We start from the raw sequence: 18,466 nt of genomic DNA, 5'->3' as shown, positions 1-18,466 counted from the left end.
TCAGCTAGAGCGGCACTTTTTTAAGATGATTTTTAGTAAACCATTTCATGCGATCAATTTAAGGACCAATGACTTGGTCCTTTTGCTGGTTATTGATTGCTTAGGGTTTGATGGTTTTCACACCCTCTTGCGTCCCCAGTAACAACACATCAGCAGGGCGGGCCGCAAATAAACCATTGGTGACGACACCGACAATGGCATTAATCTGAGTTTCAAGTTTAATTGGATCAAGAATCTCAAGATTGTAAACGTCGAGAATATGGTTGCCATTATCTGTCACGACACCTTCACGGTAGACTGGATCACCGCCGAGTTTCACCAGTTGGCGAGCAACGTGGCTGCGCGCCATGGGAATCACTTCAACAGGTAAAGGGAAGTCGCCTAATACTTTGACTAACTTGGACTCGTCAGCAATACAAACAAACTCATCACTGCAAGCGACCACGATTTTTTCACGGGTCAGAGCAGCGCCACCGCCTTTAATAAGGTGTAAATGATGGTTAGATTCATCCGCACCGTCTACATAGACACGGATTTGATCAACGCCATTTAAATCGTAAACTGGGATGCCGTGATCTTTTAGGCGCTGAGCTGAGGCATCGGAGCTGGCCACGGTGCCATCAAACTTGCTCTTGTGTTTGGCCAATTCATCAATGAATAAGTTGGCCGTTGAGCCTGTGCCAACACCGACAATAGTGTCGTCTTCGAGTAAGGGGAGAATGTAGTTAACGGCCGCTTCCGCGACAGCTTGTTTTAACTCATCTTGGGTCATGAGGGGGAGCCCTTTATTATCGTTGAATGAGAAAGTGGGTAGAGCTTACTCTTTTGGTAAGCTTCCTCTGGTGGTGGCGTTATTATATTCCCTTCTCTAATTGAATGTTAGCCAAAACAACTTAGATTTATGCTGGCTATTTTGCAGATTCAGAGGCTTTCGCCTTTACGAGAGTTGAGTCGAGCAGGTATATTGCGATGTTCTATTTTTAGACTTGGTTTCCCCAATGATGTTGGGTGCCAGTCTCGTTCTGACGAATGTTATTTTCTTAGGAAACATTATGCCTCATACCATCATCAAAAAGATTCTACAGGCGCGCGTATATGACGTCGCTGTAGAAACGCCACTGTCTCGTGCCAATCAATTATCGAATCGATTGGGTAATGAGATTATTTTGAAGCGAGAAGACCTACAGCCCGTTTTCTCGTTCAAAATTCGTGGGGCATATAACAAAATTTGTCAGCTCACCGATGCTGAACGAGCCAAAGGGGTGATTGCCGCATCGGCAGGAAACCATGCGCAAGGTTTGGCTTTAGCCGCTAAAAAGCTGGGTGTGCAAGCGACGATTGTGATGCCAGCGACGACTCCGGAAGTGAAGGTCAGCGCCGTGCGCAACCATGGTGCGGAAGTCGTGCTGTTTGGTGATGCTTTTGATGAGGCGTCCGCCAAATCGAAAGAGATCATGGCGCAGACCGGACAAACCTATGTTCACCCTTTCGATGATGTGGATACCATTGCCGGACAAGGCACGGTTGGTATGGAGATTTTACATCAGCATGAAGGCAAGATTGACGCCATCTTCATACCGGTTGGCGGTGGTGGTTTGATCGCTGGGGTTGCAGCTTATGTGAAGTATCTACGTCCTGATATCAAAATTATTGGCGTAGAGCCTGAAGATGCTGCTTGCTTAAAAACAGCCATGGAAAAAGGTGAACCGACTCGTCTTGCTCAAGTGGGCATTTTTGCTGAGGGGGTTGCGGTCGCTGAAATTGGTCACAACACCTTTGCCATTGCCAAAGACACAGTCGATGAAGTGATCACGGTCACGACCGATGAAATGTGCGCGGCGATCAAAGACATCTATGATGATACTCGTGCGATTACCGAGCCTGCTGGTGCTTGTGCCTTGGCTGGATTGAAAAAGTACATTGAACGTGAAGGTGCAAAAGGTCAGACATTGATCGCCATTAACAGTGGTGCCAATGTCAATTTTGATCGCCTTCGCCATGTGTCGGAGCGTGCGGAGCTAGGGGAAAAGCGTGAAGCCATTATTGCGGTTAAAATCCCTGAGTCTCCTGGCAGCTTTAAAGACTTCTGCCAAGCGTTAGTTGGCCGAAATATCACGGAATTTAATTATCGTTACGGTGATGATCAGCAAGCGGTTATTTTTGTTGGTGTGGCATTGGGCGGAAGCCCTCACAGTCGTCAAGAACTGCTGGACGATCTAAAAGATTACGAAATCATTGATTTAACCGATGATGAAACCACCAAGGTGCATGTACGTCATATGATTGGCGGCCACTTACGCAGTCAAAAAGGGGAATTGCTATACAGTTTTGAGTTCCCAGAACGCCCTGGGGCTTTGTTGAAATTCCTCAACACCTTAGGTGGACAGTGGAATATTTCCATGTTTCATTATCGTAATCATGGTGACGCTTATGGCCGAGTATTGGTTGGTTTGCAAGCGGTCGGTGAAGAAACCGATGTGACTCATTATTTGGATGAGTTGGGCTATCCTTATCAGGATGAAAATAATAACTTGGCTTGCCAGCTGTTCTTTCGCTAAACGGCGGCAAATCGGTTATTATTAGGCCACTAATTTTCTTATTTAAACCCTCTGCTTGCTCGGCAAGTGGAGGGTTTGTGATTTTGATATGCCAACCCAAAGGCATGTTAACTGTTTAAAGGTTTTCCTGTGAATATTCAAACGCTTCTAAATCAACGCATTCAAGCCGCTATGGTAGCCGCTGGTGCGCCAGAAACAGCTCCAGCACTGACTCGTCAATCTGCCAAGGTTCAGTTTGGTGATTACCAAGCCAATGGCATTATGGGCGTGGCCAAAAGTCTTAAGATGAATCCTCGCGAATTGGCGCAAAAAGTAGTTGATGGTTTGGATTTGTCCGACATCGCGGAAAAAGTCGAAATCGCAGGCCCTGGTTTTATTAATATCTTCTTAAAGAATGCTTGGTTAGGCAAAGAGCTCGTGGCACTGCGCCAAAGTGAGCGCCTAGATGTACCAAGTGTTGCGGCACCGGAAACCGTGGTGGTGGATTATTCTTCTCCAAACCTGGCGAAAGAAATGCACGTAGGGCATTTGCGCTCAACGGTCATTGGTGATGCCGTTGTCCGTACCTTAGAGTTTCTAGGGCACCGAGTGGTGCGTCAAAACCACGTGGGTGACTGGGGAACACAGTTTGGCATGTTGTTGGCTTACATGGAGCGTTTACGTTCTGAAAAGGCCGAGATTAGCATGGCGCTGTCGGACTTGGAGACCTTCTATCGAACCGCTAAGACTTGTTTTGATGACGATGCTGGGTTTGCAGATCGTGCTCGTGAATTGGTTGTGGCCTTGCAATCAGGTGACAAAGACTGTTTGGCCTTGTGGGATGAGTTTATCGACATTTCTCTGACACACTGTGAAGAAACCTACAAAATGTTGGGTGTGTCTTTAGAGCGTCAGCATGTGATGCCAGAAAGTGCTTACAACGATGACTTACAGAATGTGGTCAATGAACTGACCGAGCAAAATCTGTTGAAGGAAGATCAAGGCGCTCAATGTGTGTTTTTAGAAGAATTCGCCAATAAAGAAGGGGAAATTACCCCGATTATTGTACAAAAAACCGGTGGTGGTTTCTTATATTCGACCACAGATTTGGCGGCTGTACGTTTCCGTCAGCACACATTAGAAGCCAACCGCGTATTGTACTTTGTTGATGCTCGCCAATCTTTGCACTTTCAGCAGATCTTTACCTTGTCTCGTAAAGCGGGTTTCGTGAAACCAGAAACTCAGTTAGAACATATGCCGTTTGGTACTGTGATGGGCAGTGATGGTAAGCCCTTCAAAACTCGTTCTGGTGGCGTCGCGAAATTGTCTTCATTATTGGAAGAAGCGCAAGAACGAGCTTATCAGTTAGTGTCTTCTAAGAATCCTGACATGAGTGAAGAAGAGCTTCGTAATATTAGTCGAGTGGTCGGAATCGCTTCGGTTAAATACGCGGATTTATCGAAAAACCGTACCAGTGATTATGTGTTTAACTGGGACACTATGTTGAGTTTCGAGGGCAATACAGCGCCGTATTTGTTGTACGCTTACTCTCGTGTTGCCAGCATTGTGAAACGCTCTGAGATGGATGTCGCGTCGTTAACGGGTGAAATCAAAGTCGAAGCAAGTCAAGAGCGTGCGTTGGCGATGAAACTGTGTCAGTTTGAAGAGGCCATTCAGCAGGTAGCGAACGATGGTATGCCACACTTCTTATGCGCGTATCTATACGAATTGGCAGGCACCTTCATGACCTTCTACGAAGCTTGCCCAATCCTGAACGCGGAAGAAGACGTTAAAAATAGCCGTCTACAGTTGGCGTTGAATACAGCTTCAACACTACAACTTGGTTTATCATTGTTAGGTATTGAAACCTTAGAAAGAATGTAACTTATATCGCTCATTATATGAGTGGTTAATTTGGTGAAAAAGGCGCAGTTCATTAGGATTCGCGCCTTTTTTATCTCTGCATTGAAATGTGCTGTGCCGATATAAGGGCGAAAAGAGGAACGAGATGAAAATATACATTGCTTATACCGGTGGTACGATTGGCATGGTGCCATCATCACAAGGCTTGATCCCAGATGCGGCTTTTGCAGACCATTTAAGTGAGCATTTAACCCCTTCTGATGAGCTGCAACATGACTTTGTGATACAAAGTTATGCAGAGTTGATTGACTCTTCCAACGCGACTCCGAGAGACTGGCAGACCATTGCCTTAGACATCCAAAGTAAATGGCATGAGTTTGATGCCTTCATTGTGCTTCATGGTACAGATACCATGGCGTATACCGCTGCGGCCCTGAGCTTTATGTTTGAGAAAAGTGATAAGCCCATAGTCGTAACAGGCTCACAAGTGCCTATGTATAAAGTGCGAACCGATGCCATGAACAATGTGTTGGGCGCCATTTCCGCTTGCGAGTCTGTTGCTCGAGGTGTGTTTTTATTCTTTGCTGGGCGTTTGATTGAGGGCGATTGTGCTCACAAAGCGCATACCAGTGATTGGCAAGCCTTTCACTCTCCGAATCGTGCTGAACGAGGTGTGCTTGGAATCGATTGGCAGTGGCGAGAAGGTCAAGTTCTTGACCTGCCTTGTGTGATTCGTATTCCTGATATGGCGTCTGGAGCGGTGACCTTATTGCCTGTTTTTCCAGGGGTTCGAGCGGAACATTGGCGCGGTTTATTAAATGAATCCGTGCAAGGTGCTGTGCTGTTGAGCTATGGTGCGGGTAATGCCCCCGATAAAGACGCCGAACTCTTATCGGTATTGCAGCAAGCCAGTGAACGGGGCGTGGTCATCGTTAATGTCAGCCAATGTGGTGCGGGCAGTGTGGTTGCTGGCGCGTATGCGGCTGGGTCGGCTTTGGTGAACGCGGGTGTGGTCTCTGGTGAGGCGATGACCTATGAAGCGGCTTTCGCTAAGTTGCACTTTCTGATTGGTTTGGGCTTGAAGGCAGAAGAAATAAAACGCGAATTCTGACATTCATTTAGGCACAGGCAGCGATTGATATAGGGAATTATATGGTCTTTCTTTATGTGCTTTTAGTGTTAATTTGGTCCACAGGTTTCATCACAGGTAAGCTGATTGTTGGTCTGATGGATCCCAATATCTATTTGGGCATTCGTTTCTTCTTGGCCGCCCTGTTGTTTTTTGCGCTGGCGCTTTGGCAGCGTCGGACGTTTCCGTCAAGACAAGAATTGCCTCAACAAATATTGGCTGGGGTATTAATGAGTGGTTTGTACCTTGGCCTCGCTTATGTGGCCATTGCCAAAGGTTTACCGGCAGGTGTCATGGCGTTGATAGGCGCTCTCCAACCCGTTTTAGTCACCTTTTTAGCGTTTCTGTTGATCAAAGAAAAGACGTCCTTTTTGAGCATGTTAGGCATGCTGATTGGCATTATTGGTTTGGTTTTGGTCATTTCTCCCGCGTTGGAGTTGGACATGAGTCACGGTGGTGTGACTCTATTAACACTTTGCCTTGCTGTTGGAGCTATTTTGGCTTTATCCCTTGGTGCCATCTATCAGAAAATGTCAATCGCTTCGTCTGACATCATTGTTTCCATGGGCATCCAGAACTTAGCCGCAGGTGTGGTGGCGTTTGGTTTTGTGTGGATGTTAGGAGAGCATGTCTTTGTGGCCCAATGGTCATCCTATCTATTGTTATTTTGGGGGGCTGTGGTGTTGTCTGGTGGAGGTGTGTTTTTAATGGTTTGGTTGCTGAGAAAAATCCATGCATCACAAGTCGCTATGCTGCTGCTGTTAGCGCCACCACTCGCCGCCGTGGAAAGTTATTTCTTGTTCTCTGAGACCATGACAATGGTGCAGGTAATTGGCTTCGTTATCACCATTGCTGGCGTCTATTTTAGTCGACTAAAGGCTTAATGTTATTTGTTTTCACGCAGTCTGAGCTTGGCTTCAAAACGGTCAAGTTGAGTGCCAAAATTTTCCAGTTGATCCACAAACGCATCCACTTCGATCTTGCTTGGCAGTAACTGGCTGTCAGACTGTAAATGTTGCACCAGTTGGATTCGTGCTTGGGTGGCAAATTCTTTGCTCCACGACCATTGAACTCGTAGTAAACGTGCCAGGGTAGCGGCGGGCAAATCGCCAATGTGATCTGCCAATAAACCTTCCCAATCCAACTCGAAGTTTTCCATCACTTTGTGCAAGGTCATCAGGGCTTGTGCATTACCTTGGATGCGTAAATCCCCATCAAAGAAGCCATCGCCTTCGAGCAGTTTACGATAGGCTGAGCTTGGTCCCTGTACTAGTGTATCTAACTTAGGGTCGAGTTCGATATCCTCTAGATTATCAGGCTTGTGCAACATGACGCCTTGTTCAAGGATATGCACTTGTAAGATGAGTGAGAAATCTTCAACGTACAGAATTACCTGCTGTCCCGCGAGCTTGCTTAACCTTTGCTGAGAAGGTGTATCTTGCTGAAGGGCAAGGTTAATACCATGTTCAATCGCACTAATGGCGGATAAGCTGAGTGAGCCCATGACAGGTTTTCCTAATTTGAAAATATCGTTTAACTTTGATGGATTTGAATCACGGAAGTGTCCCGCGTCTTACCTTCTTTTTCAAGACGTGCTAAATACATTTGCCACAACTGATCATGGTTTTTACCCAAATTATGTAAGTATTCCCAAGTATAGAGACCAGAATCATGACCGTCGTCAAAGGTGATTTTTAGAGCGTAATTCCCTGCGCCTTCGATGTTTTGTATGAACACATCTTTTTTACCATATTGGAGGATGGGCATTTGCGCTCCATGGCCTCGAACTTCGGCAGAGGGGGAGTGAACCCGTAAAAACTCGGCACTCAATTGACAGGTTTGGCCATCAGAAAAGGCCAGCTCAAGTTCACGAGATTGTTTATGGTAATGAATTTTGGTTGGGGTGAGCATGGTGTGTTCCACTCCGGTCACAGAAGGGAGCAAGCATTCAGTCGAATGCTTGCTACGCTTCAATAGGCAATTTGCCAATTACAAAATGTATTGGCTAAGGTCTTCGTCTTTTGCGACTTCACCTAATTGTTCATCGACATAGGCTGCCGTGATGTCAATTTGTTGGCCTTCTGGCATGTCGCAGGCGGAGTAAGAAACCTCTTCAAGTAAACGTTCTAAAACGGTATGAAGGCGGCGAGCGCCGATGTTTTCAACGGTTTCATTTACTTGGCAAGCAATCTCCGCAATGCGGGTGATGCCTTCATCGGTAAAGTTTAGATCAATGTTTTCGGTTTTCGCCAACGCCACATATTGCTTGGTTAACGAAGCGCTAGGTTCAACCAAAATGCGTTTGAAGTCTTCAACGGTCAAGGCATCTAATTCAACGCGAATGGGCAAACGGCCTTGTAGTTCTGGTATTAGATCTGATGGCTTGGTTAAATGGAACGCCCCTGAGGCAATAAACAGAATATGGTCTGTTTTGATCATGCCGTATTTGGTATTGACGGTACAGCCTTCAACAAGCGGTAAAAGATCGCGTTGAACCCCTTCTCGAGAGACTTCCCCGCTGGAGCGTTCTGAGCTTTTGGCAACCTTGTCAATTTCATCTAGGAACACGATGCCATTTTGCTCGACACTTTCAACCGCACGTGTTTTCAATTCGTCTTCATTGACCAGCTTACTGGCTTCTTCATCGCGCACTTGGCGCAACGCGTCTTTGACTTTTAACTTACGTTTCTTCGTTTTATTAGAACCGAAGTTTGAGAACATGTTTTGCAACTGGCTGGTCATTTCTTCCATACCAGGTGGCGTCATGATTTCCACGCCTACAGGAGTGTCCGCGACATCAATGTCGATCTCTTTATCATCCAATTGACCTTCGCGCAGTTTTTTACGGAAGATTTGGCGTGTGTTGCTCTCATTGTTTAGCTCTGGATCACCACCACGAGCAGGAGGCAGCAAGGCGTCTAAAATTCGGTCTTCGGCCGCGTCTTCTGCTTTGTGGCGTAATTTCTCAGTTTCTTGCTCGCGCAGCATTTTGATGGCCATTTCCACAAGGTCACGGATGATGGATTCCACATCTCGACCAACATAGCCGACTTCGGTGAACTTGGTGGCTTCAATTTTAATGAAAGGCGCATTCGACAGTTTCGCCAGACGACGGGCGATTTCAGTTTTACCGACGCCTGTAGGTCCAATCATTAGGATATTTTTAGGCGTGATTTCAGCGCGCATGTCTTCCGGTAACTGCATTCGACGCCAGCGGTTACGAAGTGCGATGGCGACGGCGCGTTTGGCTTTTTGTTGGCCAATAATGTGATTGTCTAAGGCGTTAACCGTCTCTCTTGGGGTCATACTGCTCATCATTTGGTCTCTTTAATTTGCTCTGTTTGGCGTTATGAATGGGTTAAGCGGATTGATCTTCCAGCTTGCCTTCAACGACAATCTCTTCAATGGTTAGGCTGTGGTTCGTGAATACACAAATATCCGCCGCGATGTTAAGGCTCTTTTCCACTATTTCTTTGGCTGTGAGTTCGGTGTTGTCTATCAAAGCACGGGCGGCGGCTTCAGCATAATTGCCGCCAGAGCCAATTGCTAAAGCGCCGTGTTGTGGCTCTACCACATCACCGGTACCGGTGATGATCAGAGTGCTTTCTGTATTGGCGACAATGAGCATGGCTTCAAGCTTGCGTAAGGCTCGATCTGAACGCCAATCTTTTGCTAGATCAACGGCTGCACGAACGAGATGGCCTTGGTGCTTCTCTAGTTGGCCTTCAAAACGTTCGAATAGGGTGAAGGCATCCGCCGTGCCACCGGCAAACCCAGCAATGACTTCACCATGGTATAAGCGACGCACTTTGCGAGCGTTGCCTTTCATCACGGTATTGCCAAGAGATACTTGTCCATCGCCACCTACGACGACTTGGTTGCCTTTGCGTACAGTTAGAATCGTTGTCATGCTTTACTCCAGTTTCGATTCTAACAAGGTGGGGGCAAGCCATGAGATTTCAAGCGGTGAGAGTGAACCGAATGGCGTTCTCCATACGGTTCACTTGTATCAACGGAGTTAAGGCTCTTTCTTGACTTTATAAGAGAAGGAAGAGATGTCCATGGAGACGAGTTTGTCCTCGGCACGATTCATTTTCGAACGAGAGATATAGGGGCCAAGTATCACGCGATACCATGGACGGCCATCTTTGCCAGTGGTTTGTCGAATGCTGGTTTCCACCAGTCCTGATAAGATGAGTTTGGCGCGTAGGCGATCGGCATCGTCAGAACTTCGGAAGGAAGCGGCTTGTAACATGTAATAAAAATCTTGTTCACCGCGAGGCGTAGACTGATAAGCATCCACATGACTGGTATCGACTTCGCTGTCTTGCAGTATTTGATAGAACTCAAAATTGTCTTTTTTGGCCGTCGCTTTGCTCACTGGTTTTTTAACCGGCTTGGCTTTTTCGACTGCTTTAGGCTGAGGAGCGGGCTTCGATGGTTTGGCAGCACTGGATTTTGCGGCTTCTGGGGCAATTTGACTAAGTTGCATTAAACCATAAATGAAGGCCAGCAAAATGGCTGGAATCAGCAGCCATAACCACCAGGCGGTTTTGCGTTTTGCGGCTGGTGGCGGTGTACGACGAGTTGCGCCTTTTTTCGGGCGACTTCCTTTGCTAGCAATGTAGATTGGCTTAAACATAGTGTGTTGTTGGTTTACTCAAAAATGGAGCGTCATGCAGGGCACATTATGCGTTGTCGCTTAATAAGTTTCCAGTGGGTCAACGTCGATTGCGAAACGAATTTTATGTTGTTTGGTCGCCTGTTCTAACCATTGCGTCATCCTTTCAGTGACTTGGTGTAACGGTGCCCTATGAGCCGACTTAATTGAAATCAAGGCTCGGTGCTGTCCCGCTTTGCGAACGATGATGGCAGCATAAGGACCCACCATATGAACGTCCGGTGGCAGCATAGGGGTTAGGTCGTTTTTCAGGGCATTTAATAGTTGCATGGCTTCTTGTTCGCTGGTGGATTCTGCTCGAACAATCACTTGGTGGTAAAACGGCGGTAAAGAGAGGGATTTGCGTTCAGCCAGTCCATTCATTGCGAAGTGCTCATAACCTAGGTTGCATAAGCATTCAATCGCGGCGTGGTCAGGATGATAGGTTTGCAACAATACATGGCCTGGTTTTTTCGCCCTTCCGGCTCGCCCTGATACTTGGGTGATAAGTTGCGCGGTGCGCTCCATGCCGCGAAAATCGGATGAAAATAATCCCGCATCTGCGTCCATGATGATGACCAAGGTGACATTCGGAAAATGGTGGCCTTTGGCCAACATTTGGGTGCCAATTAAAATGGCTTGATCATGTTCGTGGATCTTTTGTGTGAGCTTGGTCATGGCTGATTTACGTTGGGTGCTGTCTCGATCAATGCGTAAAATGGGAGTGTCTTTAAACAGCGTATTGAGCTGGGTTTCTAGCTGCTCTGTGCCTTCTCCAACCGTAAATAATTCTTCGCTTTGACAATCTGGGCATTGATGAATCAGGGCTTTTTGCGAATCACAATGGTGGCAATGCAGCTTGTTTGCACGTTTGTGCACTGTGAGATTGACATCACAATGATCACAGGTCGCAATCCAGCCACATTGATGGCACATCAGTGTTGGAGCATAACCACGACGATTCAAAAAGATTAAAACTTGTTCTTTGCGCTCTAAGGTAAGCTTCATGTTGGTCAGCGCGGTTTCGCTCAAACCATGAACGAGGGTTTGGCCTCGTAAATCAACTCTTTCCATTTTGGGGATATGAGCATCCCCAGCCCGTTGGCGCAATTTGAGCCAAGAGAATCGCTTTTGTAGGGCGTTGGTTAAACTTTCGTAAGAGGGTGTCGCAGACGCCAGTAGGACTGGAATGTTCAGACTTTGCGCCCGTTTCATGGCGAGGTCGCGAGCATGGTAACGAAATTTTTCGTGTTGTTTATAAGAGGCATCATGTTCTTCGTCGATGACCATGAGACCAAGTTTTGGCGCAGGAACAAAGACGGCAGAGCGAGTGCCTATGATGATTTTTGCATGACCGTTAGCGGCGAGCAGCCAGGCATCTAGGCGTTCTCTGTCATTCATATTGGAGTGCATGAGAACAATGTCGGTATTAAAACGTACTTCGAAACGTTTTAGGGTTTGAGGGGTTAAGCCAATCTCTGGCACCATGACCAACACTTGTTTGTCTTCTTTGATGCATTGCTCTATTAAACGTAAAAAAACTTCTGTCTTACCACTGCCAGTAACACCGTCCAATAAAGACACGTGGAAGTGATGGCGGTGATCGAGCAAAGCATCGATCGCTGAAGCCTGTTCTAAATTGAGCGTCGGAGGGACCTGAGTCTGGTGAGTGTGTTTTTCCCCCGCTTTATTAAAGGCTCTTGGCTCCCGGCGCAATAGGCCTTTTTCTTCGAGACTTTTGCCCGCAGCGGGCGCCAGATCCAGTACCGACGCGGCTTGTTGACTTAGGCCATTTGGGTGTTGTTGAACGGCTTTTAAAAAATCCTGCTGACGTGGTGCACGGCTTAACTGCTCGATCTCGAATGCTTGACCTGCTGTTGTGGTAAACCACCAATTTTCAGTGCGAAATTCCGCATTTTCACCTTTGCGCAATAACACGGGTAACGCATGAAAAACGACATCGCCTATTGGGTGATGATAATAACGTGCCGCCCACTCGCAGAGCGCCATCAGTTCCGGGGTAATGACCGGTTGTTTATCGTGCAGTGAAGTAAGAGGTTTGACGTCATCTGGGTTCCAGTCACTGGTCTCACTGAGTGCGACAATGACGCCTAAACGGCTGCTTTTTCCAAATGGCACTTTGACTCGCATACCAGGCGTTAATTCATGACGTAAGGCAATGGCTTTTGGCACTTTATAGTCGAATAAGGTCCGCAGCGGCACTGGCAGGGCGACTTTAATATAAGGGTGCTGAGTAAGTAGAGCCTCTTGCATGCGTTTGGTTAAGCCTTGTTTAGTAAAGGAAAAAATTTAGCCATTGGTTTATAGGCTTAGTGTACGCTAGTGCAAGGCGTTTACGCGAGTGACAATTTTATGTGAAAAGAGTGATAAAAGGCTTGATGAATCATCAATTGATCCCTAAAATACGCGGTTCTTGGTACCACTGTACAATGTCTGTACAACGAATCGTGCGGTGCTTGGCGAGGCGAAAGCCCTTTTATGTCGATCAAGTGGCGGCACACCAAACTTTAAGGTAGAAACAATGCAAAAAGATATTCACCCAAATTATTCTGCGATTACTGCAACTTGTACTTGTGGTAACACTTTGAATCTTAACTCTACAATCGGCAAAGACATGCACATCGATGTATGCAGTAACTGCCACCCATTCTACACAGGTCAGCAAAAAATGCTGGACACTGGTGGTCGTGTGGATCGCTTTAACAAGCGTTTCGGAGCACGTCGTACTACTAAGTAATTGGTGGCATGATTGTGAGAGTGTTAAAAAAGCGTCGAGTTTACTTGGCGCTTTTTTTATGCCTGTCATTTAGTGCTGGCGCAACCGAACTTTGTCGGGCAACCGGCCCGTTAGAGCGCGCTCAGATTAAACGCATTGTCGATGGCGATACGATTCATTTGAGCGATGGCCGTAAGGTACGTTTGGTTGGAATAAATACCCCAGAATTAGATCATAAGGCGGGTAACCACCAAGCTTATGCTGAGCAAGCCACACAGTTTTTAGCGTCTCGCTTAGACGGTTACGTGTTTATTCAGAAGGCTAGAAGTGATCAAGACCGCTATGGCCGTAAGCTCTATTACCTGTTCGATAAAGATCGTATTTCGCTGACAAGTCAGTTACTATTTGAAGGGCTTGGTTATCGTATTGCGGTGCCGCCCAATTTAGCCTATCAGGCATGTTTTGTCGATGCTGAAAACGCGGCTCGCAAAGCACATAAAAGGTTATGGCAACACAATTTGCAATGGCAGCCAAAAGCTGGTTTTGCAATCGCTAGAGTGAATATCTCTTCCGTTACCCGCAACCGAGGAGGTTGGTGGCTAGAAACTCAGCAGGATCTAGTAATCAACTTGCCACCTTATGTCTCAGATTATTGGCCCGCTCAGACTGTGTTTGGGTTAGAGGGAAAAACCATCGAGATAAGAGGTTGGCAACATCACAGAACGAATCGTAACAACGCTTTTAAATCGTGGGTTCTATCGGTAAGGCATCCGAATGACTTGCGTGAAATCAAGGATCTCAATCCTAATTGATTGATAGAATATTCTAACGGTTTTGTGCTTTAAAGTGTGTGTTAGATAGATTATTCTGACGAACCAAAATGATAAGGTGCCATTTTTTGGAATGAAAATGCAGTGTATTTCATTATCAAGAATTAAGGCCCAAACATAAAGCAACTAAATTAATAACACCAAACAGACGGAAACATCATAATGGCAGAAGATATGAAGCAAGCTGCATTGGATTACCATGAGAATCCAGTTCCAGGTAAATTGAGCGTTACCATTACTAAACCGACTGAAACGGCTCGTGACCTTTCCCTAGCTTATAGTCCAGGTGTGGCTGAGCCTTGCCGTGAAATTGCGAAAGACCCAGAAAATGCTTATCGCTATACAGGTAAAGGTAACTTGGTCGCGGTTATTTCTGATGGTTCTGCCATTCTTGGTTTAGGGAACCTTGGTCCATTGGCTAGTAAGCCAGTTATGGAAGGTAAAGGCTTGTTGTTTAAGCGCTTTGCCGGCATCAACTCAGTGGACGTGGAAGTGGAATCTGAAAGCCCTCAAGCGTTTATTGATACCGTTGCTCGTATTGCGAACACCTACGGTGGTATTAACCTTGAAGATATCAAGGCACCAGAGTGTTTTGAAATTGAGCGTCAGCTGATCGAGCGTTGTTCAATTCCAGTGTTTCATGATGACCAACACGGTACAGCGATTGTAACGGCAGCTGGTTTGTTGAACGCGCTTGAACTTCAAGGCAAAGACATCGCTGAGGCGAAAATTGTTTGTCTAGGTGCGGGTGCGGCAGCGACAGCTTGTATGAAACTGATCATTGCTTGTGGTGCTCAGCGTGACAACATTTTTGTGTTGGACCGTAAAGGCGTTATTCATTCTGGTCGTGACGATTTGAACCAGTTTAAAGCGATGTTCGCAATCGATACAGACAAGCGTACTTTGGATGATGCCATCGATGGCGCGGATGTTTTTATCGGCGTATCTGGTCCTGATCTATTGTCTGGTGATCAGTTGAGCAAAATGGCGGCTAACCCAGTGGTATTCGCTTGTTCTAACCCAGATCCAGAAATCAGCCCTGAATTGGCACACCAAACACGTACTGACTTGATCATGGCGACAGGTCGTTCTGATTACCCAAATCAGGTAAACAACGTATTGGGCTTCCCATTCATTTTCCGTGGTGCATTGGATGTGCGTGCAACACAGATTAATGAAGAAATGAAAGTGGCTGCGGTTCATGCACTGAAGGATTTGGCGAAAGAAGAAGCGCCAGCGGATGTGGTCGCGGCATACGGTGGTGCAGCATTGAGTTTTGGTAAAGAATACATCTTGCCTAAGCCAATGGATTCTCGCTTACTAAATGTTGTTTCTGCTGCCGTCGCAAAAGCAGCGGTAGATTCTGGTGTGGCTCAACTTCCATACCCTGACTTCTACCCACTTGAGAGCCTAGATCACTTTGGTGCTTAAGTTGCGTACAATACTTTGATGGACCTATTAATGGTCTAATCACAGCAAAAAAGGCGATACTCTTTTCTGAGTCTCGCCTTTTTTTATGGCGAATAATTCCCATGTCAGGAGTGCATTGATGAGAGTAGCAATTTACTGTGGTTCCGCAGAGGGTCGCTCAGAAGATTATGTGAAGAGTGTTTGGTCATTAGGTCAGTACTTGGCGAAGCAGGGTGTGGACGTCGTGTATGGCGGTGGCAACGTCGGTTTGATGGGCGTGATTGCCAATGCGGTATTGGACGCTGGTGGAAAAGTGGTTGGTGTGATTCCTAATCATTTAAAACAAAAAGAGATCGCTCATCTTGGCTTAACTGAGCTTCACATTGTCGCTGACATGCATGAACGTAAAGCGAAGATGATGGCATTAGCAGACGCTTTTGTGGCATTACCTGGCGGTGTTGGCACCTTGGAAGAAATGTTCGAAGCGTGGACTTGGGGGCAACTGGGCCTGCATCAAAAGGCGTGTGCTTTTTATAATGTGAAGGGCTTTTATGACCCTTTATTTACCATGGTGGAAAGCATGCAAGAAGCGGGTTTTGTGAAGCCGGAGTATCTTGATATGCTCATTCGAGAGTCGACACCGGAATCCTTATTGACGGCTTTACTCGATTATCAAGCTCCCGTCGCAAAATGGTCCTAATGCTAGTCGTAAGCAAAAGGAAGAGCCATAAAAAAGCCCCGGTAAAATGGGCTTTTTTATGGCGTATCTTTTAAAGGTGTAAGTCATTCAGCTCTTTGGTTGGGGAGTGACCCCTAAGCACTGAATAGGTTATTAGAATAGGTTTTCTAGGGCGCTGTTTTCTTGTTTTTCTTCTTGCACTTCACTAGTGGTGCCGTCGTCCAAAGCGGGTGAGTTGAGATCACGCTTAGGTGGAACATGGTCTTTACGGAAGATCTCAAAAATGGCATTTTTTTGACCCGGTAAGGCACGTTCACCTGTTTTAGGATCAATGCGCACTGTGACTAAGCTCGAGGGCTTAGCAACGTAATCAGGCGGCGTGTCCTGTAGAGCATAACGCATGTATTCAATCCAAGGTGGCAATGATACTGAACCACCCCATTCAGCTCGACCACCACTGTAGCGTCCTAGTGGTGTGGAGTTATCAAAGCCACTCCACACAGAGGTGACGATGTCACCGTTGAAGCCTGAGAACCAAGCATCGCGTCCGTCATTAGTCGTGCCGGTTTTGCCGGCAATGTCGTCGCGTTTTAGTACTAAGGCGCGTCGTCCAGTACCGTATTTGATGACATCACGCATCATGTCATAAATGATGTAATTGACTTCTGGGTCGAGCACTTGTGGGGCAACCGGCAAACTATCAATACCATCTAGGTCATTGAATAGGCCCATTTGTGGTTCATCTTCTGAGTTTCTTTCTAGCAGAGTGCAAGTTTCACAGACCGTAACGGGAGTGGCTTGGAAAAGAGTCTGATTGTCACGATCCACAACACGATCAATCAAATAAGGTTGTACTTGATAACCGCCGTTAGAGAACACCGCATAACCGGCGGCAATTTGTAATGGCGACAGGTTAGCACTGCCTAATGACAAGGATAAGTTGTGTGGCAATTCATCAGGATCAAACCCGAAACGTTTTAAGAAATTCAATGTTGGACGGATGCCTAGCTCGTCCAAGAGTCGAACGGAAACAATATTTTGTGAACGATATAATGCTTGGCGTAAACGTGTCGGACCATAAAACTTGCCGCCATCATTGGTTGGGCGCCAAGCGGTAGCCAGATTTGTGTCATTGAATACGACTGGTGCATCGTTGATGGTGCTGGCCGCAGTATAACCACGGGCCAAGGCGCTGCTGTAAATGAATGGCTTAAAGTTTGAACCAGGTTGGCGTTTAGATTGTGTGATGCGATTGAATTTGTTTTCGTAGAAATTAAAACCACCAACTAAAGACTGGATTGCACCATTCTTACTGTTTAATGAAATTAACGCACTCTGTACATGGGGTTTCTGAGCCAGTAGCCAACCTTGGTTAGCGTCTGGTCGCAAACGAATGACATCACCAGGCACTAATATGTCGGCCATGGTTTGCGGCTCAGGGCCTTGACTGTCAGCATCAACATAGGGTTTTGCCCATTTTACGGCTTCCCAAGACAATGTCGCTCGTTCCCCATTGACCATGCGAACATCTGCGGTTTTGTCTTCTGTTGCAATGACTAAAGCGGCTTGCCAATCTTTAAATCGACTGACCTCTTCCAATGCGGCTTGCTGTTCTTCAAGAGGTGCATCGACTAAATCGATACGAGTTTCAATGGAGCCACGGTAGCCGTGACGCATGTCGTAGCTAATCACACCATTGTAAACAGCGTCATTCGCGGCCTTTTGACGACCTGAATCTATGGTGGTATACACAGTCATACCATTGTTATAGAGGTCATTACCAAAGGTAGTGTATAGCTCAGAGCGAACCATTTCAGCGATGTAGCCCGCTTCAATGTCAGGTGTGACACCATGGTTTTCAGCCGTTACTGGCGATTCTACGGCGGCTTCATAAGCTTGTTTATTAATCATCCCAAGTGACAGCATACGTTGCAAAATCCAGTTTCTTCGGATTAAGGCTCGGGAAGGGTTTACGATAGGATTGTATCGTGAGGGCGCTTTGGGGAGACCGGCAATCATCGCAATTTGAGCTAAGGTTAGCTCGGATAAACCCTTGCCATAATAGACTTGCGACGCAGCTTCGAAGCCGTAGGCACGTTTGCCTAGATAAATTTTATTGACGTAGAGTTCAAGGATTTCATGCTTGGTGAGTTCACGCTCCATCTTCAAAGCAATGAAGATTTCGGTGAATTTACGGGTAAAGGTTTGCTCGAAAGATAAGAAGTAGTTACGGGCTACCTGCATGGTAATGGTACTACCGCCACCTTGCTTCTGACCTGTGGTGATCAGTTGAACGACGGCACGACCAAGGCCAAGAATATCAACACCGGGATGATGGTAGAAATTAGTGTCTTCGGCGGCCAATATAGCATGTTCAAGGTTGGCTGGAATGTCAGCATAGTTAATTGGTGAGCGGCGCTGTTCACCAAATTCGCCAATCAATTGGTTGTCGGCGGTGTAGATGCGCAATGGGATCCGTAACTCTATGTCTTTTAGCTCTTCCACAGTTGGAATGCGATCTTTTACATTGTAATAAATCGCATAGGTGATGCCAGCCGCACTAATTGCTCCAAATACACCGAGAAAAAAGAGAATTTTTAATACCTTAGCCATAGATAACC

Annotated in this window: 16 protein-coding genes; 8 read left to right on the top strand and 8 right to left on the bottom strand. The window is 46.5% G+C overall.

Annotated elements, in window-relative coordinates; translation table 11 throughout:
• Positions 1–100 precede the first annotated feature (100 nt).
• Positions 101–772 (bottom strand): ribose-5-phosphate isomerase RpiA, encoded by a 672-nt coding sequence (gene rpiA / locus MAR181_RS16415; RefSeq protein ID WP_013797729.1) that lies wholly within the window; start codon positions 770–772, stop codon positions 101–103.
• A 280-nt stretch (positions 773–1,052) separates the two neighbouring features.
• On the opposite strand from rpiA, the gene ilvA reads away from it, so the two are divergent.
• From ilvA to MAR181_RS16395, 4 genes are all read left to right on the top strand, one after another.
• Positions 1,053–2,558 carry a threonine ammonia-lyase, biosynthetic gene (gene ilvA / locus MAR181_RS16410; RefSeq protein WP_013797728.1) on the top strand — a complete coding sequence of 502 codons (1,506 nt, stop codon included), beginning with the start codon at positions 1,053–1,055 and terminating at the stop codon, positions 2,556–2,558.
• A gap of 129 nt (positions 2,559–2,687) precedes the next feature.
• The gene (gene argS / locus MAR181_RS16405) at positions 2,688–4,421 is read left to right on the top strand and encodes an arginine--tRNA ligase (RefSeq protein ID WP_013797727.1); all 1,734 of its coding nucleotides are present in this window, start codon (positions 2,688–2,690) and stop codon (positions 4,419–4,421) included.
• A 124-nt stretch (positions 4,422–4,545) separates the two neighbouring features.
• The gene (locus MAR181_RS16400; RefSeq protein WP_013797726.1) at positions 4,546–5,511 is read left to right on the top strand and encodes an asparaginase domain-containing protein; all 966 of its coding nucleotides are present in this window, start codon (positions 4,546–4,548) and stop codon (positions 5,509–5,511) included.
• Between the two features lie 41 nt (positions 5,512–5,552).
• The gene (locus MAR181_RS16395) at positions 5,553–6,413 is read left to right on the top strand and encodes a DMT family transporter (protein ID WP_013797725.1); all 861 of its coding nucleotides are present in this window, start codon (positions 5,553–5,555) and stop codon (positions 6,411–6,413) included.
• Between the two features lie 2 nt (positions 6,414–6,415).
• On the opposite strand, the gene MAR181_RS16390 is transcribed toward MAR181_RS16395, so the two are convergent.
• The 6 genes from MAR181_RS16390 to MAR181_RS16365 all read right to left on the bottom strand — a co-directional run bounded on the left by MAR181_RS16390 (position 6,416) and on the right by MAR181_RS16365 (position 12,463).
• Positions 6,416–7,033 carry a ubiquinone biosynthesis accessory factor UbiJ gene (locus MAR181_RS16390; protein ID WP_013797724.1) on the bottom strand — a complete coding sequence of 206 codons (618 nt, stop codon included), beginning with the start codon at positions 7,031–7,033 and terminating at the stop codon, positions 6,416–6,418.
• Between the two features lie 29 nt (positions 7,034–7,062).
• Positions 7,063–7,440, bottom strand: coding sequence for a gamma-butyrobetaine hydroxylase family protein (locus MAR181_RS16385; protein ID WP_013797723.1), 378 nt, complete (start codon positions 7,438–7,440; stop codon positions 7,063–7,065).
• Positions 7,441–7,518: 78 nt separating this feature from the next.
• Entirely contained in the window at positions 7,519–8,844 is a 1,326-nt protein-coding gene (gene hslU, locus MAR181_RS16380; RefSeq protein ID WP_041651429.1) for an ATP-dependent protease ATPase subunit HslU, read from the bottom strand.
• A gap of 43 nt (positions 8,845–8,887) precedes the next feature.
• On the bottom strand, positions 8,888–9,439 hold the full coding sequence (gene hslV, locus MAR181_RS16375) for an ATP-dependent protease subunit HslV (protein WP_013797721.1): 552 nt from the start codon (positions 9,437–9,439) through the stop codon (positions 8,888–8,890).
• Positions 9,440–9,547: 108 nt separating this feature from the next.
• The gene (locus tag MAR181_RS16370) at positions 9,548–10,171 is read right to left on the bottom strand and encodes an SPOR domain-containing protein (RefSeq protein WP_013797720.1); all 624 of its coding nucleotides are present in this window, start codon (positions 10,169–10,171) and stop codon (positions 9,548–9,550) included.
• 60 nt (positions 10,172–10,231) lie between these two features.
• Entirely contained in the window at positions 10,232–12,463 is a 2,232-nt protein-coding gene (locus MAR181_RS16365; RefSeq protein ID WP_013797719.1) for a primosomal protein N', read from the bottom strand.
• Positions 12,464–12,731: 268 nt separating this feature from the next.
• On the opposite strand from MAR181_RS16365, the gene rpmE reads away from it, so the two are divergent.
• The 4 genes from rpmE (at position 12,732) to MAR181_RS16345 (ending at position 15,866) form a co-directional block, all read left to right on the top strand.
• On the top strand, positions 12,732–12,947 hold the full coding sequence (gene rpmE / locus MAR181_RS16360; protein WP_013797718.1) for a 50S ribosomal protein L31: 216 nt from the start codon (positions 12,732–12,734) through the stop codon (positions 12,945–12,947).
• Between the two features lie 8 nt (positions 12,948–12,955).
• Entirely contained in the window at positions 12,956–13,738 is a 783-nt protein-coding gene (locus tag MAR181_RS16355; RefSeq protein ID WP_013797717.1) for a thermonuclease family protein, read from the top strand.
• Positions 13,739–13,918: 180 nt separating this feature from the next.
• A complete protein-coding gene (locus MAR181_RS16350) occupies positions 13,919–15,187 on the top strand; it encodes a malic enzyme-like NAD(P)-binding protein (RefSeq protein ID WP_013797716.1) in 1,269 nt (422 codons plus the stop codon).
• Positions 15,188–15,305: 118 nt separating this feature from the next.
• Positions 15,306–15,866, top strand: a complete 561-nt coding sequence (locus MAR181_RS16345) for an LOG family protein (RefSeq protein WP_013797715.1) — start codon at positions 15,306–15,308, stop codon at positions 15,864–15,866.
• 132 nt (positions 15,867–15,998) lie between these two features.
• Here the strand turns inward: MAR181_RS16345 and MAR181_RS16340 are convergent, their stop codons facing one another.
• A complete protein-coding gene (locus MAR181_RS16340; RefSeq protein WP_013797714.1) occupies positions 15,999–18,458 on the bottom strand; it encodes a penicillin-binding protein 1A in 2,460 nt (819 codons plus the stop codon).
• Between the last annotated feature and the right edge of the window lie 8 nt (positions 18,459–18,466).

The sequence above is a fragment of the Marinomonas posidonica IVIA-Po-181 genome (assembly GCF_000214215.1).
Taxonomy (GTDB): Bacteria; Pseudomonadota; Gammaproteobacteria; order Pseudomonadales; family Marinomonadaceae; genus Marinomonas; species Marinomonas posidonica.
This window is presented reverse-complemented; position numbering and strand designations above follow the sequence as displayed.

Excerpts from the sequence above, each read along its gene's own strand:
- rpiA (WP_013797729.1), bottom strand. The coding sequence starts at position 772 with ATGACCCAAGATGAGTTAAAACAAGCTGTCGCGGAAGCGGCCGTTAAC.
- ilvA (WP_013797728.1), top strand. The coding sequence starts at position 1,053 with ATGCCTCATACCATCATCAAAAAGATTCTACAGGCGCGCGTATATGAC.
- MAR181_RS16400 (WP_013797726.1), top strand. The coding sequence starts at position 4,546 with ATGAAAATATACATTGCTTATACCGGTGGTACGATTGGCATGGTGCCA.
- MAR181_RS16395 (WP_013797725.1), top strand. The coding sequence starts at position 5,553 with ATGGTCTTTCTTTATGTGCTTTTAGTGTTAATTTGGTCCACAGGTTTC.
- MAR181_RS16390 (WP_013797724.1), bottom strand. The coding sequence starts at position 7,033 with ATGGGCTCACTCAGCTTATCCGCCATTAGTGCGATTGAACATGGTATT.
- MAR181_RS16385 (WP_013797723.1), bottom strand. The coding sequence starts at position 7,440 with ATGCTCACCCCAACCAAAATTCATTACCATAAACAATCTCGTGAACTT.
- hslU (WP_041651429.1), bottom strand. The coding sequence starts at position 8,844 with ATGAGCAGTATGACCCCAAGAGAGACGGTTAACGCCTTAGACAATCAC.
- hslV (WP_013797721.1), bottom strand. The coding sequence starts at position 9,439 with ATGACAACGATTCTAACTGTACGCAAAGGCAACCAAGTCGTCGTAGGT.
- MAR181_RS16370 (WP_013797720.1), bottom strand. The coding sequence starts at position 10,171 with ATGTTTAAGCCAATCTACATTGCTAGCAAAGGAAGTCGCCCGAAAAAA.
- MAR181_RS16365 (WP_013797719.1), bottom strand. The coding sequence starts at position 12,463 with ATGCAAGAGGCTCTACTTACTCAGCACCCTTATATTAAAGTCGCCCTG.
- rpmE (WP_013797718.1), top strand. The coding sequence starts at position 12,732 with ATGCAAAAAGATATTCACCCAAATTATTCTGCGATTACTGCAACTTGT.
- MAR181_RS16355 (WP_013797717.1), top strand. The coding sequence starts at position 12,956 with ATGATTGTGAGAGTGTTAAAAAAGCGTCGAGTTTACTTGGCGCTTTTT.
- MAR181_RS16350 (WP_013797716.1), top strand. The coding sequence starts at position 13,919 with ATGGCAGAAGATATGAAGCAAGCTGCATTGGATTACCATGAGAATCCA.
- MAR181_RS16345 (WP_013797715.1), top strand. The coding sequence starts at position 15,306 with ATGAGAGTAGCAATTTACTGTGGTTCCGCAGAGGGTCGCTCAGAAGAT.
- MAR181_RS16340 (WP_013797714.1), bottom strand. The coding sequence starts at position 18,458 with ATGGCTAAGGTATTAAAAATTCTCTTTTTTCTCGGTGTATTTGGAGCA.